General features: G+C 35.7%; 14 protein-coding genes and 1 other annotated feature. Of the genes, 3 read left to right on the forward strand and 11 right to left on the reverse strand.

What is annotated here, in order from left to right:
- The first annotated feature begins 3 nt into the window (after positions 1-3).
- The gene (locus MJG50_RS14720) at positions 4-1,488 is read left to right on the forward strand and encodes a DUF7305 domain-containing protein (protein ID WP_240256505.1); all 1,485 of its coding nucleotides are present in this window, start codon (positions 4-6) and stop codon (positions 1,486-1,488) included.
- A 245-nt stretch (positions 1,489-1,733) separates the two neighbouring features.
- On the opposite strand, the gene MJG50_RS14725 is transcribed toward MJG50_RS14720, so the two are convergent.
- The 3 genes from MJG50_RS14725 to MJG50_RS14735 all read right to left on the reverse strand — a co-directional run bounded on the left by MJG50_RS14725 (position 1,734) and on the right by MJG50_RS14735 (position 7,582).
- Positions 1,734-3,452: a sensor domain-containing diguanylate cyclase gene (locus tag MJG50_RS14725; RefSeq protein ID WP_240256506.1), complete on the reverse strand. Its 1,719-nt coding sequence runs from the start codon at positions 3,450-3,452 to the stop codon at positions 1,734-1,736.
- Positions 3,453-3,560: 108 nt separating this feature from the next.
- The gene (locus MJG50_RS14730) at positions 3,561-4,880 is read right to left on the reverse strand and encodes a bifunctional folylpolyglutamate synthase/dihydrofolate synthase (protein WP_240256507.1); all 1,320 of its coding nucleotides are present in this window, start codon (positions 4,878-4,880) and stop codon (positions 3,561-3,563) included.
- Between the two features lie 59 nt (positions 4,881-4,939).
- On the reverse strand, positions 4,940-7,582 hold the full coding sequence (locus MJG50_RS14735) for a valine--tRNA ligase (RefSeq protein ID WP_240256508.1): 2,643 nt from the start codon (positions 7,580-7,582) through the stop codon (positions 4,940-4,942).
- 69 nt (positions 7,583-7,651) lie between these two features.
- Positions 7,652-7,884 (reverse strand) — a binding site (T-box leader).
- Between the two features lie 180 nt (positions 7,885-8,064).
- On the opposite strand from MJG50_RS14735, the gene MJG50_RS14740 reads away from it, so the two are divergent.
- A complete protein-coding gene (locus MJG50_RS14740) occupies positions 8,065-8,265 on the forward strand; it encodes a YszA family small membrane protein (protein WP_240256509.1) in 201 nt (66 codons plus the stop codon).
- Positions 8,266-8,308: 43 nt separating this feature from the next.
- Here MJG50_RS14740 and ysxE read toward each other — a convergent pair whose 3' ends face one another.
- From ysxE to hemA, 8 genes are all read right to left on the reverse strand, one after another.
- On the reverse strand, positions 8,309-9,313 hold the full coding sequence (gene ysxE, locus MJG50_RS14745) for a spore coat protein YsxE (RefSeq protein WP_240256510.1): 1,005 nt from the start codon (positions 9,311-9,313) through the stop codon (positions 8,309-8,311).
- 122 nt (positions 9,314-9,435) lie between these two features.
- The gene (gene spoVID / locus MJG50_RS14750) at positions 9,436-10,710 is read right to left on the reverse strand and encodes a stage VI sporulation protein D (protein ID WP_240256511.1); all 1,275 of its coding nucleotides are present in this window, start codon (positions 10,708-10,710) and stop codon (positions 9,436-9,438) included.
- Positions 10,711-10,865: 155 nt separating this feature from the next.
- A complete protein-coding gene (gene hemL, locus MJG50_RS14755; protein ID WP_240256512.1) occupies positions 10,866-12,152 on the reverse strand; it encodes a glutamate-1-semialdehyde 2,1-aminomutase in 1,287 nt (428 codons plus the stop codon).
- A 78-nt stretch (positions 12,153-12,230) separates the two neighbouring features.
- On the reverse strand, positions 12,231-13,211 hold the full coding sequence (hemB, locus tag MJG50_RS14760) for a porphobilinogen synthase (RefSeq protein ID WP_240256513.1): 981 nt from the start codon (positions 13,209-13,211) through the stop codon (positions 12,231-12,233).
- A gap of 56 nt (positions 13,212-13,267) precedes the next feature.
- The gene (locus MJG50_RS14765) at positions 13,268-14,056 is read right to left on the reverse strand and encodes a uroporphyrinogen-III synthase (RefSeq protein ID WP_240256514.1); all 789 of its coding nucleotides are present in this window, start codon (positions 14,054-14,056) and stop codon (positions 13,268-13,270) included.
- Positions 14,056-14,988: a hydroxymethylbilane synthase gene (hemC, locus tag MJG50_RS14770; protein WP_240256515.1), complete on the reverse strand. Its 933-nt coding sequence runs from the start codon at positions 14,986-14,988 to the stop codon at positions 14,056-14,058. Before hemC ends, MJG50_RS14765 begins: the two co-directional genes overlap by 1 nt.
- Positions 14,989-15,019: 31 nt before the next feature.
- Entirely contained in the window at positions 15,020-15,850 is an 831-nt protein-coding gene (locus MJG50_RS14775) for a cytochrome C assembly family protein (protein WP_240256516.1), read from the reverse strand.
- Between the two features lie 15 nt (positions 15,851-15,865).
- Positions 15,866-17,206, reverse strand: coding sequence for a glutamyl-tRNA reductase (gene hemA / locus MJG50_RS14780; protein ID WP_240256522.1), 1,341 nt, complete (start codon positions 17,204-17,206; stop codon positions 15,866-15,868).
- A gap of 239 nt (positions 17,207-17,445) precedes the next feature.
- On the opposite strand from hemA, the gene MJG50_RS14785 reads away from it, so the two are divergent.
- Positions 17,446-17,931, forward strand: a complete 486-nt coding sequence (locus MJG50_RS14785) for a LiaI-LiaF-like domain-containing protein (RefSeq protein ID WP_240256517.1) — start codon at positions 17,446-17,448, stop codon at positions 17,929-17,931.
- The last annotated feature ends 112 nt before the right edge of the window (positions 17,932-18,043 follow it).

The following is an 18,043-nucleotide window of genomic DNA, read 5'->3' on the forward strand; positions in this document are numbered from 1 at the left end:
CGCGTGAGACGTTTTGTTTTTTATAACAAATATTTTAAAAATGAGCATGGCCTATCTTTATTTATCGTATTATTAGTTTTAGTAGTTATCTCAATAATGGGAATCAGTTTAATGAGCATGGCAACTTCAAATATAAAGATGAATGCTAGTAACCGCGATTATCAATCTACTTATTATATTGCAGAGGCCGGTGCTACCAAAGTTTTGTATGATATTGAGAAAGAATTAGAGCGCCTATATAATGAAAATGAAAATAAGGATGATTTTTTAGAATTAGCTAGGTATGAATTAGATGGGAAAGTTATCATTTATAATAAATTTGAAAAATCATTTGGTAAGAAGCCCATTGCCACAGTAACAGTAAAAAAAAATGGAGATAATGCGTATTTATTAACTTCAGTCGGTAAAATCGGAAATTCTACTCGTACTGTAGAAACAATCTTTGTAGTAAAATGGACCTCAAAAGCAACACCCACTTCACCAATCTTTACTAATCGTGCTGTATATTCCGATTCATGTATTGAATTAACTGGAAGTGCAAGCATTGATGGGAACGTTGGTTTGAACGGAAATTTGAGATCATCTGGAAATGCAAATTTGAGATGTACGAAAAATTCTCCTCTTATATCTGTATCTGGTGGCGGAAATAAGAGGATTAGTGGAAATATTTACATTAGTAAGGACGCAATTAATAAGGAAATAATGTTACATAATAATATTGTGTTGCCTAATCCTAAACCAATTATGACCGATTCAATAAACTATAAAGAGTTGATGCCAGCATTTCCACTATTCCCAAATTTATCAAGACACCCGATTATAGATTGTAATAGAAACTTCACTCTAGTATTAAACCAAGATTATTACATTCCCGAAATTAATATATTCTCAAATTCTCAACTTAACATTAATGTTGGGAATTCAGATAAAGAAATCGTAGTTGATAACCTTAACATTACTAACGGACATATTAATCTGCTTGGTTCCGGAAAACTTATCATATACGTAACAAAAGAAATTACATTAGGCGCTGCAAGCACAATTAATGAAAATGGTGATAGTAATCAATTAACCGTCTATTATAAAGGTTCACGGTATACTACGTCCCCTAAAGAATTTACTTTAGGAGGTTCACAAAAAATGTTTGGTTCTTTGTTTGCCGAGGACGCAAATATTAGATTTACTGCTGGATCCGTTTTTCAAGGTAATATTTACTCTGGGGGTACAAGCTTTATTATAGACGGTAGTGCTAATGCAAAATCAAAGGTGATTTTTGCCCCCAATGCAGATTTCCAATTATTGTCCGGCGCATCGATAAAAGGCTCCATCATAGTAAATTCTTTTTATGGAAGTGGTGGGAGTAAAATAACATTTGAACAATTTGACGGTGATGACTTCGAATTACCTCTTCCAGAAGTGGGATCTAATCATGCAAATTCACCATCGACTGAGCTATTATCTATCGTAAAACCCATTAAGGAAAAATAAGGTATGTATCCTATTCTTTATAAAGATAAGGGAGATAAATGAAAATCAAATGCGTCTTGGCGTATTTGCGCCCAGATTTTTTCGAGCTTGCTCGAAAAGCTTCCTTTAAAAATCTGAGGCATCCGCCGGAGGCTTTTAACTTTATTCAGTCGGGGTTTGAATCCACACTGAATTGGAAACTGATTTGCATTCAACTCACCACTTATAGTTGTGGAAGACTTTTGCTGAATAAAGTTAAACCTCCCTTATTTCACATACTCGGCAACTCGATTCCTTCCCGCTTGCTTTGCCCCAGTATACATCGCACGATCTGCATGACGTACTAAATCTAGGGATGATTCCGCATCATAAGGTGCAGTTGCAAATCCAATACTTGCTGTAATTCTGACCATGATCTCCTCACCAGAGTATAACAGATCATCCTGAACACTGAATGGACGATTAGCAATCATTTGTCGGATTGTTTCTGCTAAACCTCTGCATGAATATTTATCGATATTTGGTAATAATATTACAAATTCTTCTCCACCGTATCTTGCTACAATACCTAATTCTCCGATAATATTTTGTAAACGATTAGCTAACTCACATAATATATCATTTCCACTTTGGTGACCGTATGTATCATTTATTGTCTTAAAATGATCAATATCAAGTAATATTAAGGACAATGGGCCAGTTTTGTTATCCTGCAACTGTTGATATTCTGCTTCTAATACTTGTTCAAAATATCGGTAATTATACAAATTAGTTAAAGAACATCTTTCACTCTTATTTTTCGCTTCTTCATGATGTCTAGCATTTTCAATTGCAACTGCCAAATAAGAGGCTAAAATATCAACAATCATTACCTGATATTTTTCATAGCATCTTCTTTTATTGGATGCAAGTGCGAAAACACCTACAACCTGTTGATTACGTAAGACTGGAACACATATTACACTTTCAACCGATACCGGCATAAACCCCATTGTGATTGACTTATATTCTTTCTTCGTATGAAATAGGACTGCTCTACTTGATTCCCACACCTTCCCAGCAATACCTTCTCCCCTTTTCATGGGTAATACTTTGTCTTCGTTTCCTTCCTTTGAAAAATATCTAATTACTTGAAGTTGTTCGTCCTCCGCAACCAAATCAAGAATATACGCATAGTCTACTGGCAGCATTTCGCTTATTTTTTCTATAAAAAGATCTAGTACCTCAGCAACCTTTTGTCTACCTGCTAATTGGTGCCCAAGTTCAGTTGCCTTTTGCAAATAAAAATTGATTCGTTGACTAGAGTAGTAGAGTCGGAGCATAAAAGAAAGACTTATAAGGGGTATTCCTACATATAAAAGTGCTGCTAACCCAACCTCAACATAAAGCATGTATAAAACAAGACCAACAGGAAAGTGAAGTAATGTGGTCATCCCTTCCCATAAAAGGTCTTTTGTTATTATCGGTAACTTTCTACCTTGTAAATACTGTCTATACAATCTTAATAATGAATGATTGACTATAAACCTTGTTATTTGATAACCCACCAATGGAAGGATAAAGAGAGGTGATGACATATCAATTACACCATGTTCTCCACCGAGTAAATAGTAGACAAAAGCCGCGGCAACCGATGTCCCTAAAAATAATAATGAATTGAGGGGTAGCCGAAATGAATCTTTCATTCCTATTCTAACTTTTATTAATAAAATAATGATTGCTATAAAAGATAGTACAATTTCAACGAATAATCCAAAAAAAAGAAAAACAGCCAGAGAAACTCCTTCGGTAAACAATATTGTTGTATCATTTACAACAATAGGAAGAATTGAAATGAATCCAGTTAACACGACAAAGCTCACAATATCCCATTCATATCCCATTATAATCGGATTTGAATATTTATATATAAGCCACATACTTATTGGAAAGACGAATAGCCAAACAATCCAAAGCATATTTTTTCCCAACTTGCTAACTTCCATTTCAATCCCTCCCTTCTACTAAGGTTTGATAATCTAATAAAGTTAAAAATACTCACTTAATTTTCTGATACTTGCCCTTATTATAGTTCTAATTTCCTGTGTTTTCAATTATTTATGTAATTTATTTTTTATGATATAAGGCCTAATTTCAGATATAAAATATAGAGACCCAGTAATTAACAATACTACATTTTCTTTTTGAGAAAGCTCATTTATTTTACTATCGACAGCATCCTTCCAGTTATCCTTCATGTGAATATAATCTTTTTTTGATGATAATTCGTATAGGTCTTTAGTAGTAGATGCTCTTGGATAATCGAAGGATGTAAATGTTAAAGAAGCTGCGATATTTTCAAGTTGGCTAATCATATTATCAAGCTTTTTATCCTTCAACGGGCTAAATATGATATGAATTTCCTTACCAGTTAGGTGTGTCCCAACAGTATCTACAAGACTTTTAATCCCTTGCGGATTATGGGCACCATCAATAATGACTTCTGGTTTAGAACTAAGTTGTTCAAAGCGTCCAATCCACTTTGTCTTTTCTATCCCTTTCATTATCTTTGTTTCATTCATTTTTATTATTCCTTGAAATACTAGAAGACTAACGGTCATTAATGCTAGACTTGCATTTTTGACTTGATGAAAGCCTTTCATCGTAATATTAACTTTTTCGAAGGTATGAAATGGAGTCTTTATCGTAAAAATTTCGCCATGACTACTTGATTCATGATGCGTTGTAAAATAATCAAAATTAGCCAAGTATAATTCTGATGAGCATTGTTTTGCCTTATTTTGAATCACTTGAATTGCATCCTCTTGCTCAACACTTGTGATTACAGGTACTGCTTTTTTAATGATTCCTGCTTTTTCAAATGAGATCTCAGAAATTGTATCTCCTAAAATGTCCATATGGTCGAATCCAATATTAGTAATAATCGACACAATCGGTCTAATGACATTTGTTGAATCCAATCTTCCTCCTAACCCAACCTCCATAATGACGAAATCAATACTCTCATTCGTTGCAAAATAATACAGAGCCATTGCAGTAATTACTTCAAATTCTGTTGGTCCTCCTAATTCGGTATCTTCTAGTTCTTCCGCTAAAGGTTTAATAATGTTGAGGAGCGTTACGATTTCTTCATCCTTTATCGGTTCTCCATTAAAGCTAATACGTTCATTAAAAGTTTCAATATATGGAGATGTAAAAGTTCCAACATTATAGCCAGACTCTTGAAAAATATTTCGTAAATAACTCACAGTTGAACCTTTACCATTCGTTCCTGCAATATGAATTGCTTTTATCTTTTTTTCTGGATGATTGAGCCGTTCCATCATCCACTCCATCCTTTTTAATCCTGGCTTCATTCCAAGTCTTAATCTTGAGTGAATCCACTCAAGAGCCTCTTCATAACTATTCACCATGATGACTCCTCCAATAAGTGGAGACGAATCCTTTGTAAGATTCGCCTCCATCATTATTCTTAGCCTTTTAATTCTGTTATTCTTGCACGTACTGCATCGCGTTTTTCAATATAGTCTTTTGCTTTCGCTTTTTCTTCTTCAATTACTTTTGCCGGTGCCTTTTTTACGAAGCCTTCATTGCCAAGTTTCTTCTGAACTCTTTCTACTTCTTTATCAAGCTTATCGAGTTCCTTTTCAAGTCGCTTAATTTCTTCTTCAATATTGATTAAACCTTCAATTGGAAGTATCAATTCTGCACCTGTAACAACTGCAGTCATTGATTTGTCTGTTGATTTAATTTCTGTATCAATTATCAATTCACTTGGGTTACAGAATCTTTCTAAATATGAACGGTTTTTTTGTAGCTTTTCTAAAATACTTTCATCTTTCGCCTTGATTTGTAAGTTAATCGGCTTGCTCATAGGTGTATTTACTTCTGCGCGGATATTACGTACAGCACGAATGATATCAACTAATAGATGCATTTCTGCGGCAGCATCTTGATCAGTGAACTCTTCTCTTACTTCTGGCCATTTAGCTACTGTAATGGACTCACCTACATGAGGAAGATTCTGCCATATTTCCTCGGTAATGAATGGCATGAACGGATGTAGCAATCTCATCGTGTTATCGAGTACATAAGCAAGAATCGAACGGGTTGTTTTCTTTGCTTGCTCATCCTCTCCATATAATGGTAGCTTCGCCATTTCAATATACCAATCACAGAAATCATCCCAGATGAAGTTGTAAAGAACGCGCCCCACTTCTCCAAACTCATATTTCTCAGCTAATTTTGTAACCGAGGCAATTGTTTCATTTAACTGGGTTAATATCCACTTGTCAGCAACAGACTTTTCTCCAGTTATGTCGATGTCCTCGAATTTCATTTCACCCATATTCATCATTGCAAATCGAGATGCATTCCAAATTTTATTGGCGAAATTCCAGGTTGCTTCAATCTTTTCCATACTAAAGCGTAGATCTTGACCCGGAGAGCTTCCAGTAGAAAGGAAGTAGCGTAATGAATCAGCACCATATTTAGCAATGACATCCATAGGATCCACACCATTACCAAGTGATTTACTCATCTTCCGTCCCTGTTCATCACGAACTAGACCATGAATAAGAACATCTTCAAAAGGACGCTTACCTGTAAACTCTAGACCTTGGAATATCATTCGGGAAACCCAAAAGAAAATAATATCATAACCTGTTACTAATACATTTGTTGGATAATACCTTTTAAAGTCCACTGCGTCTATATCTGGCCAGCCCATTGTTGAAAAAGGCCATAATGCTGAACTAAACCACGTATCTAGAACATCATTGTCTTGTGTCCAATTTTCAATATCTGCTGGTGGCTCATGATCTACATATACTTCACCAGTTTCATTATGATACCAGGCTGGAATACGATGTCCCCACCATAGCTGTCTTGATATACACCAATCACGAATGTTTTCCATCCAATGTAAGTACGTTTTCTCAAAACGATCAGGAACGAAAGTAACTTTGTCATCTCCTGTCTGCAATTTTATCGCCTCGTCAGCTAGCGGCTGCATTTTAACAAACCATTGTGTTGATAAGTAAGGCTCAACAACTGCACCACTTCGTTCACTATGACCAACAGAGTGGAGATGCTCTTCAATCTTGAAAAGTACACCTTGCTCTTGAAGATCTTTAACTATTTTCTTACGACACTCAAAACGGTCGAGCCCTTGATATGAGCCTGCATTCGCATTCATTGTGCCATCTTCATTCATGACAAGTACTCGCTCAAGATTATGGCGATTTCCAACTTCAAAGTCATTTGGATCATGTGCAGGAGTGATTTTTACTGCACCTGATCCAAAGTCCATATCTACATAATCATCAGCAACAATCGGTATTTCCCTGCCAACAATCGGTAATTTTACCTTTTTGCCAATTAAATGCTTGAAACGTTCGTCTTCAGGGTGTACGGCAATTGCAGTATCACCAAGCATTGTTTCTGGACGTGTTGTTGCAATTTCGATCGATCCGCTACCATCTGCCAAAGGATAGCGCATGTGATAAAATGCTCCCTGTACATCTTGGTAAATAACCTCAATATCTGATAACGCTGTTTTAGTTGCTGGATCCCAGTTAATAATGTATTCGCCTCGGTAAATTAAGCCTTTTTTATAGAGCGATACAAATACTTCTCTGACTGCTTTTGATAAGCCTTCATCCAGCGTGAATCGCTCTCGGGAATAATCTAAGCCGAGGCCTAGCTTTGACCATTGCTCGCGAATATGACACGCATATTCTTCCTTCCATTTCCATGTTTCTTCTACAAATTTTTCACGTCCTAGATCATATCGGGTTATACCTTCTTCACGAAGCTTCCCTTCTACCTTTGCTTGTGTGGCAATTCCCGCATGGTCCATCCCAGGTAACCAAAGTACATCATAGCCTTGCATTCTTTTCATACGAGTGATGATATCTTGTAATGTTGTATCCCATGCATGCCCAAGATGCAGCTTACCTGTTACATTTGGTGGCGGGATTACGATTGTATATGGTGTCTTCTCTGAGTCACCAGTTGCCTCAAAAAATTTACCATTTAACCAATATTGATATCGACCCGCTTCTATCGCCTGCGGATCATATTTCGTTGATAATGTTTTTTCTGTTGTTTCCATAATGGATCCTCCTCTAAAATTAAGAAATGCGCTTGCGCTAGACAAAAATAAAAAACTCCATTCATCCTATAAAAGGACGAATGGAGTTATATTCGCGGTACCACCTTTTTTCACTCGTGCATAAAAACACTTGTGCTCTCAAATCGATAACGGCTCCGAACCGGCTTAAACTATTAGACAATGTCGTTCATAAAAGCTACTTAAGGGCGACCTTCCAACGCATTGTACCTAAGAAATCTCACAGCTACTGATTTCTCTCTCTGAAGGTATTACGATGTACTCTTCCCTGTCAATGTATTTATTTTATCTTGAATATATAGTAACCAATAATATCAGTCATCGTCAATAAGGTTTGCCAAATTTTTATTACTTTATTCACTTTTAGTAAGAAGGCAACTAAAATTTCTAGATATGTAATGGACACTTTTCTCTTCTATTTTGCATATCTTGATTATAAGCAGATTTCGAAAGGAGTCAATTCCATGAGGAGAAGAATAAATAAATTTAACAAGTACCGGTATCCACCATGGCTAAGACAGACACGAGCTGTATGTGTACAATTCATCATTCCAATTACAGTCGTTCAAGGGGTACGAACTATTTTAATTCCTACTTCATTTGACGTATTGTTTTTAGCTGTTTTAATTTTACTTGCTGCCGCACTTCACTTAGATTGGATTTAATACGCGAAAGTGCTTTGATTAAGTATCCCATACAAACTGTTATTCATTCCGTATGGGATTCTGCTGCTTCTTGATCTTTTTTTCTTTGTTCTTCTTCAACAATTTTCATCGAGAAATACTCGATATTTTTATTAAGCCAATAGGCTTTCTGTAACAAACGTACATACTCTTGCTCTGATTTCTTTTCCTTTTTATTCTTATAATTTTGTACACATCTATATATAGGTTCTGGATATGTTAAATAACTTAAGAATAAATAAATTTCCTCTTCCTTTAGTGGAAAATGACTCCTATATGTTTGAAACCATCCAAAACAATCATCACAAAGAATTGGAAACGTTTTTAACGTTCGATAATAAAAACTAATAAGGTCATTAATTGGACTCGCATAGCTCGCTTTCTCAAAGTTAGACAGATAACCCTTCCCATGTTCATCAAAAAGAAAATGTGTAATAGATACCTTCCCATTAGTTAAGACTGTTCGGAAGGATTTTGTTTCTTCTGAGAGCTCATACCATTTATCTAATTGAGACCTCGCATATTTACTTGCTAGGCTTATTTCATGGTAATACGTACAAAATAGTAGTTCAAAGGGGGACATATACCACTTTTTTTCACTTTCAATAACAAAGGATTCCAAATATCCGTCTCTCTCATCCCACTGCTTTGTAATATTTTCATAATGATGGTAAATATCATTCGTTTTAGCTTGCTGAATCTCATTTAATGAATATTGGTGCATTTTAGCTAATTCTTTAAATAGAAGATGGTGTCGATCATCTCGTTCATCTACAATACTATTATTTAACCAAGGCATTAGATAATGATATTGGTTTTCTTGAAAAACTAAATAACTACCATCAATAGTTGGAATTATTGGAACTACTCTCGTAAACCCTTTTTGATATAGCATTTGTATCATACTTGGAAATTGGGTATTACTAATTTTGCGCGCCGATTTCAAAGCAAATACCCCTTTATTTGTAAATACTTTTTTTACATTACGATACTCTTCAATAAAATGTGGTTCAAGCTTGTATTGCTTCAAGATGGGCCCATAATTTCTTGTGTTAGCTTCCCCCAAAAGGGCCACCTACCTTCGTTTGAATTAATTAAAAATAGGTGAGGGATTACCTCACCATATTGCGGAATAAAAACTATAAGCTACTTTCAACTATTAATATTTGTTGGAATATATAAAAGCTGGCCTTCACTTACATGGTGATCTGAAGTTAAAGAATTTGCTCGAATTAATTGTTGAACAGAAATTTCATATCTTTCTGCAATTTTGTCTAATGAATCACCGTTTTGAACGATGCAGATTTTCATCTTTGAAAGTTCTTCCTCTTCATCTCTTGTAAAAATTTTAGTTAAATATAACTCATTCTCATTCCGCTTTGTAACCTGTTTATCATTTGTGAGAGCTTCTGTTGAATGATTCTTATCTTCAACAGCTGTTATCGTTTTTCCTCTAGCTTCACTTGAACCGAATACAAATGTTTTTTCATGTCTTGCTTTTACCCCTATTTGTGGTGTAATGATTTCTTCATTTTCTTGGTTGACTTCCAAAATATTAGCTTCCTCTTGTTCTTGATAGGCTTCCTTTCGAGCTTCTACCTCAAAAGGGATAAATAAATCATCATCATGAGGTTCTTCATGAAGTTCATTGTCAATTTCAGAGACTTCTCCCGTGTGAAGGGTTACTTCCTCTTCTGCCCAAACTTGTTCATCCTCATCGGATGCATTACGGGCAAGAACTTCTTCTTGCGCTGGCTCTTCCCTCTTCTGTTCTACTTCAGCAATCGGGGCTTCAACTTCACTTTCAATTTCTTCATTATGAGTAGCTTCCGAGACTAATGGTACTTCCCCTTGTTCTACTTGTGCTACTGCCTCTTTTCGTTCATTTACATCTAGATTATCCTGGTCTTCTTGTACTTCTTCTTCTCGCTCATTTACATTCGTAATTTCTTCGTATTCTTGGTTTGCTTCATTCGTCTTACTACTATCGCCATTGTTCAAGTCACGTATTCCACTAATTGATAGATCAGCTGCAATTTGCATACATCCACGTTTTGGCAAATCATAATCGAATGCTTCAACCGCTACATATACATCCTCTAAACTTTCGATCCGATATTTCGGAATCGTAATATCTACAGGAAATCTATGGTTCAACTCAGTAATCCCATCTTCACGCGTTATAATTTCATTCACTAATCTTGCTGATGTGAAATCACGTGTTTCGTCCTGAGAAGTATCTTGGTCTATATGATACTCACCAGAAAGCTTTAACGCACCACGAATGGACACATATTGGTCATGCTCTTGAATCACAATATCTGGATCTAAAGAGATAGATACAAGCTCTGAGACTTCCTGTCCCTTTTGAAACCAGACAGACTCTTCTATCGAAAATCGTAAGCATGATTGGTTATCAGATGACATCTTCTATACCTCCTTTTTCGTCCCATCGAATCTTTTTACTATGACATTACAATTTTTATGATAATAAGTAGTCATTTATGTATAATTTCTTCAAAATGAGGAAGTTCAAAAAGGCAGACTCCTTTGTTCAAAGAGTCTGCCTTTTGAAATAGATCTTATTTTAATTTAGAAAATGCGTGTTCTGCTGCTTCAATTGTTTTTTCAATATCCTCATCAGAATGAGCTGTTGATAGGAATAAACCTTCAAATTGAGATGGAGGAAGGAATACACCTTGTTCAGCCATTTGTCTGTAATAGGCTGCAAAAAAGTCTAAATTAGACGCTTTTGCTCGGTCATAATTGATTACATCTTCATTTGTGAAGAAGAAGCCAATCATCGATCCAGCACGATTGATTGTATGCGGAATATCATATTTCTTAGCTGCATCGGTAAAGCCTTGCTCTAAGCGATCTGCCTTTTTCTGAAATTCTATGTAAGATTCTGGTGTTAATTGTGATAAAGTTGCATATCCAGCAGTCATCGCTAATGGATTACCAGATAATGTTCCAGCTTGATAAATCGGACCACTTGGTGCAATTCTTTCCATAATATCTGCTCGACCACCAAATGCTCCTACAGGGAGTCCTCCACCAATTACTTTACCTAAACAGGTTAGATCTGGAGTCACACCAAAATACCCTTGAGCACAATTATAATCTACTCTGAAGCCGGTCATTACTTCATCAAAAATAAGTAATGCACCATATTTAGTTGTAATTTCACGAAGACCCTCGAGAAACCCAGGTTGTGGAGGAACTACCCCCATATTACCTGCAACTGGTTCTACAATGATACAGGCGATATCCTCGCCAAACTGTTCAAATGCATATTTTACACTTTCAAGGTCATTATAGGGTGCCGTAATTGTGTTCTTTGCAACACTTTCAGGAACTCCAGGACTATCCGGCAAACCAAGAGTTGCAACTCCTGATCCTGCTTTAATTAATAAAGAATCCCCATGTCCATGGTAACAGCCTTCAAATTTCAAAATTTTATTTCGACCAGTATACCCTCTTGCGAGACGTAATGCACTCATTGTCGCCTCAGTTCCGGAGCTTACCATTCGAATGATCTCAATTGATGGTACTCTTTCAATCACAAGCTTTGCTAATTGATTTTCAGCAAGCGTTGGTGCACCAAAGCTTGTACCCATTTCTGTTACTTTTTTTATTGCTTCAACTACTTTATCATTGGAATGCCCATGAATGAGTGGACCCCATGATAATACGTAATCTATGTATTCATTTCCATCAATATCGTAAATTTTAGAACCTTTACCACGTTCCATAAAAATTGGGTTCATCTGAACAGATTTAAAAGCTCGTACTGGACTATTAACACCACCAGGCATCATTTTTTTTGCCTCTGCGAATGCAGCTTTTGACTTCTCGAAACTTCTCATTATAATGCGACCCCTTTCTTTTTTAGAGGCCTGACCCTTGTCACTTTAACATGGTTCTAGACAGGATCAGACACTAAATTAGTTATCCTTCAGCCAACGTGCAACATCTTTTGCAAAATATGTAATAATAAGATCTGAGCCCGCACGTTTCATACTTGTTAGCATTTCCATAACAATCTCTTTTTCATTAATCCAGCCATTAGCCGCTGCCGCTTTCACCATTGCATACTCACCACTTACGTTATAGGCAACCACAGGTACAGTAAAATTGTTCTTAACGTCTCGAATAATATCCATATATGACAATGCTGGTTTTACGATTAAAAAGTCAGCACCCTCTTGAATATCTGATTCTGCCTCACGAAATGCTTCCAAGCGGTTTGCTGGATCCATTTGATATGTTTTACGATCTCCAAAGGATGGCGCACTTTGAGCAGCATCACGGAATGGTCCATAAAATGCAGATGAATATTTTACGGCATATGACATGATTGGGATGTGTTGGAAGCCCGCTTCATCAAGACCATAACGAATAGCCGCTACGAATCCATCCATCATATTAGAAGGGGCAATAATATCTGCGCCAGCTTCAGCTTGGCTTACTGCTGTTTTTGCTAATAAATCAAGGGATGGATCATTTAACACTTGCCCATTTTCTACTACACCACAATGCCCATGTGAGGTAAATTCACAGAGACAAGTATCAGCAACAACTACGAGCTCTGGAAATTTTTCTTTTGTTAGTTTAATTCCTTGTTGAACAATCCCGTGGTCATGGTAAGCACCTGACCCTACTTCGTCTTTCTCATCAGGTACACCAAATAGAATGATTGATTTGATTCCTAAATCGACAATTTCCTGTAATTCTGCTTCTAATAAATCCAATGAGAGGTTGTAAACACCAGGCATAGATGCAACTTCAATTTTCTTATTAGCACCATCTACAACAAATAAAGGATAAATGAAATCCTCTGTATGAAGATGGGTCTCACGTACCATTGCGCGTAAATTTGCAGTTTGTCTTAATCTTCTATGACGTGAAAATTGTAAGTGTTTCAAATTATACTCTCCTCCTATTTTTCAAAACTTGTTCAAGTAATTATGGAATTCTTATATTATTTTTCACTTAGAAAATGAATGATTTCATCAAGTAAATCATCAATGGTATATTTTTTAGGACTTATTTGAATATGTATATTCGCCAACTCTGCTGCTCGTAGAGTAATTGGACCAATCGCAGCAAATATACAATCCTTCACCCACTCTCCCCAATCTGTATCTTCAAGAAGTCTACAAAAAAATGTAACAGTAGAAGGGCTCGTAAAAGTAATAATATCGATGTCCTTTTTCTGTAAAAGTGTAGAAAGGTGATCTTTCTCCTGCTGATTTTCAACCGTTTCATACACAATTAAATCTGTTACAAAATGACCTAATTTCGACAATTCGTCTACTAGAAAAGGGCGCGAAAGATTTCCACGAGCAAGAATGATGCGTGATTCTTTTTTTAAATATGGTTTTAGACTCTCAAACAATCCTTCCGCGACAAATTCATCAGGTATTAGATCAGGTTTATATCCTTTTTCTACTAATGTCTTTTCGGTTTGAGTACCAACAACAGCAATCTTGGGTAACAGCGTATCCGTAGAATGACTTTTATATTGCTCGTAAAAATCAAAAAAGAACTCAACCCCATTTTTACTCGTAAAGATTAACCAATCATATGCATGAATCTGTTCAATTTCTTTCTTAATTTTTTGAGCATTTTTTGATTCCTGAAAGGTAAGTAATGGAACTTCAATCGGAATTCCTCCGAAATATTTAATTTTACTAGAAAATTCAGTAGCTTGTTTTTTACCTCTTGTGACTAATATCTTTTTACCTAATAGAGGCATCTCGCTTTCCATTACTTGTCAAGCTCCTCTTTAACCTTATCAATTAATTCTTTTGCACCACGGTCTGACAATCTCTTTGCAGCTTCGTTCCCAACCTCTATCGGGTCGACACCATGTACTTCTTCTTTATACATTGTTTTACCATCAGGTGAAGCTACCAAGACGGTCAAGCTAATATTTTTCTCATTAGAAAGAGTTGCGTATGCTGCAATCGGAACTTGACAGCCACCTTCCATTTTATGCAGGAATGCTCTCTCTGCTGTAACAGTCACATTAGTATATTCATCATTAAATTTTGCTAGAGCATCTAGAAGTTCTTTATCATCTGATCGACATTCAATAGCAAGTGCCCCCTGTCCAACAGCTGGTAAACAGGTTTCAGTATCTAGAAAGTCTGTTACAACATCATCAGACCAGCCCATTCTCTTCAAACCTGCTGCCGCCAAAACAATTGCATCGTACTCCTCATTTTCAAGCTTTGCGAGTCTAGTATCAATATTTCCACGAATCCACTTAATTTCAATATCATTTCGGGTTGCTAATAATTGAGCACTTCGTCTTAAACTACTTGTCCCAATTATTGAACCACTTGGAAGTTTTGAAAATGGAACTCGGTCTTTTGAAATGATAACATCACGATGATCTTCACGCTTAGGAATACAGCCGATTGTTAATTCTTCTGGTAATACTGCTGGCATATCCTTCATACTATGTACAGCCATATCAATTTCTTTCGAAAGCATTGCTTGTTCAATTTCCTTTACAAACAATCCTTTTCCGCCTACCTTTGATAACGTTACATCAAGAATCTTATCACCTTTTGTGACAATTTCTTTTACCTCGAACTCATATGGTAAACCAAGATTCTTCAATTGTTGAATCACCCAATTTGTTTGAGTCAATGCTAGCTTGCTTCTACGTGAACCTACAATTATTTTACGCATTTACATGTTTCCTCCTTGTTGAAGTTTCACCTTATGACCAAAAGTGAAATTGTGATAAGCTTCCAAATAAAAAGAAGTTAATTAATAGAACTAAAAATGCAGCAATATTCCATAAGGCGATGGTTTTACCTTGAACTTTATGGACCACTCGTTTGTATAGATTCCAGCTAAAAATTAATAGAACAAAAAAGGATCCCAGGACCTTCACATCATACAAACGAAACTCTGATAATGTAATGAATGCCCATAATACACCTAAAATAAGTGATAATAAAAGGATAGGCACACCAATCACATTCAATACATATGACATATGATCTAATTTTGAAAGATCGCCGATTCGTAACAAGCGCTTTCCCCATTTTTTCTTTTTTAATAAATCATATTGAATCACATATAAAATTGAGAAGACAAATGATAATGAAAAGGCTCCATATGAAAGGATTGCCATTGTAATATGGATCATTAACAACTCTGAAATCAATTGCCCCGTCAGAATACTAGATTCGTGCTGTCCGGGAGCGAATGTGTGTAAGGCCATTATGAAAAAGCCAATCACATTCGTAAAAAAGATGATAAAATCCATTCTTAATAATTTATTTAAAACTAAGGATAGTGTAATTAATACCCAAGCGTAGAAGTACAACCCCTCAAACATTGAGAGGATTGGAAATCTACCAGTCTCAATTACCCTTAGTAGAAGGAAAAAGGTTTGGATTACCCATACAAATGCAAGTAACCAGAAGGCAATTGCATTTACCTTCCGGTTATTTTGGAGAAAATCTATAAAATAAAATAGAACACTAAGTGCATATATGATTACGATAAATTCATGCAATCTTGTTACATTCATCTCTACCATTTAGAATATCCCCTCTTATGACTGTAGAGAAGGCTTACCCGACACCAACACTCCAGCATGCTGATTTTGTATATTCATCTCTGTAGTAACATCATCATCAATATTAAAAATCTTCATAAATAATTTCAGAGATTCTTCAGCATTTGGTTTAGCAGATAGTTCTTTCACTTGTAATATTGGATCTTTCAAAAGCTGATTGATAATACTCTTTGTATGTTTATTTAATACCTTTATCTCACGGTCAGATAAATTAGGTAACTTTCTTTCAATACTTTCCATTGTTTCAGCTTGAATCATTAATGCTTTCTGGCGTAAAGCTGAAATCACTGGTACTACACCTAAAGTATTTAACCAAATATTGAATTCTACAATTTCCGCCTCAATCATAAGTTCAATAGCTTCTGCAGCTATTTTACGTTCTTGCATATTAGCTTCAACTATTCCTTCTAAATCATCTATATCGTATAAAAATACACTTTCCAAATCAGCAAGTTCTGGATCCAAATCGCGGGGAACAGCAATATCAACCATGAATAATGGTCGACCCTTTCTCATTCGTTCCACATCTTGCATAATTTCTTTTGTTACAACATATCCTTTTGCACCGGTAGAACTAATCATAATATCAGCATCAAGTAATGCACATTGTAATTCTTTTAATGATTTTGCTTCACCTTGGAATTTCCCAGCTAAGCTTTGGGCCTTCTCGAATGTACGGTTCATGACAGTCACTTTTCCTACACCACTACCGTAAAGGTTTTGAACAGCAAGCTCGCCCATCTTCCCCGCGCCTAAAATAAGGACATTCTTATTTGATAAATTTCCAAAGATTTTTTTAGCAAGCTCAACTGCTGCATAGCTTACAGATACGGCATTTGATCCGATTTCTGTTTCGGAATGAGCACGCTTTGCAAGTGTGATTGATTGTTTAAATAAATGGTTAAACACAGTACCTGATGTACCAACTTCTTGAGCCATTAAGAAACTTGAACGTACTTGTCCAAGAATTTGAGTTTCACCGACAACCATGGAGTTAAGACCACATGTTACATGAAATAAATGGTCGACAGCTCCGTCATTTTCAAAAATATTTAAATAAGGAGTGAACTCCTCTTTATCGATTCCAAACCATTCAGAAAGGAAATCTTTTATATAATATCTACCAGTATGCAGTTGATCGACAACCGCATATATTTCTGTACGATTACATGTTGAAATAATGATATTTTCGAGGATGCTCTTTTTTTCTTTTAAAGTGTTCATTGCAATTCTTAAATCAGTACCATCAAAAGTAAGCTTTTCTCGAATTTCAACAGGGGCAGTTTTATAATTTAATCCGACCATTATAATATGCATATAGATTGACACCCCTTCTTCTACTTTCATAAATATCTGAAACAAAAACTACCTATATTATAACATTTCTATTTTAATACTTAATCAAAAAATGTGAACAGTATATGACATCGTGTGATAATATATAGAAAGAATACACCTTCATCGTATATATGATTTCAGTGCTATTTTTACTTGTCACAATGAGTAGATTATCAAAATTATGCTAGCAAATCAAGTTAAGAGCTTGGGGGATTTTTATGAAAAAACAAAGCATTTTCTCAGGTATTATCTTAGTGGGAATTGGATGTTACCTACTCCTTCAGCAACTGAAAATACCAGTATTTCCACATTTTTATTCATGGCAAACACTAATTATTATTGTCGGAATTGCTTTTCTTGTTCAAGCATACTCTGAAAATGACCATAGTAATATTGTACCGGGAGTTATTTTAGTTGGATTTGGACTTCATTTTCACGGGAGTAATCAACTGCCATTTTGGCCAAAGCATTATGGGATGCTACTATTAATTATTGCAATTGGATTATTGCTTAAATATGTTAAGACGAAAAATGGACTCCTTCAAGGTGGGCTCTTACTCGTTTTATCACTTCTTCTACTTTACTTTGATCGGTTTATGAACTGGCTTAATTCTATACAAGGTGGTCTTTCATTCATCATCAATTATTGGCCACTCTTGCTTATCGGTGGAGGTTTTTATTTATTATTTATCAAGAAGAAGTAAAATATCCCAAGAAAAGCGCTGGAGCTAGACATACCCAAGAAAAAGAGACAGGCGATCTATTATGGTACCTGTAGTTAGGACACTTGAAAAAGAGTGTTTTATCTACAGGTAT

It is taken from the genome of Fredinandcohnia quinoae (genome assembly GCF_022427965.1).
Lineage (GTDB): Bacteria > Bacillota > Bacilli > Bacillales > Bacillaceae_L > Ferdinandcohnia > Ferdinandcohnia quinoae.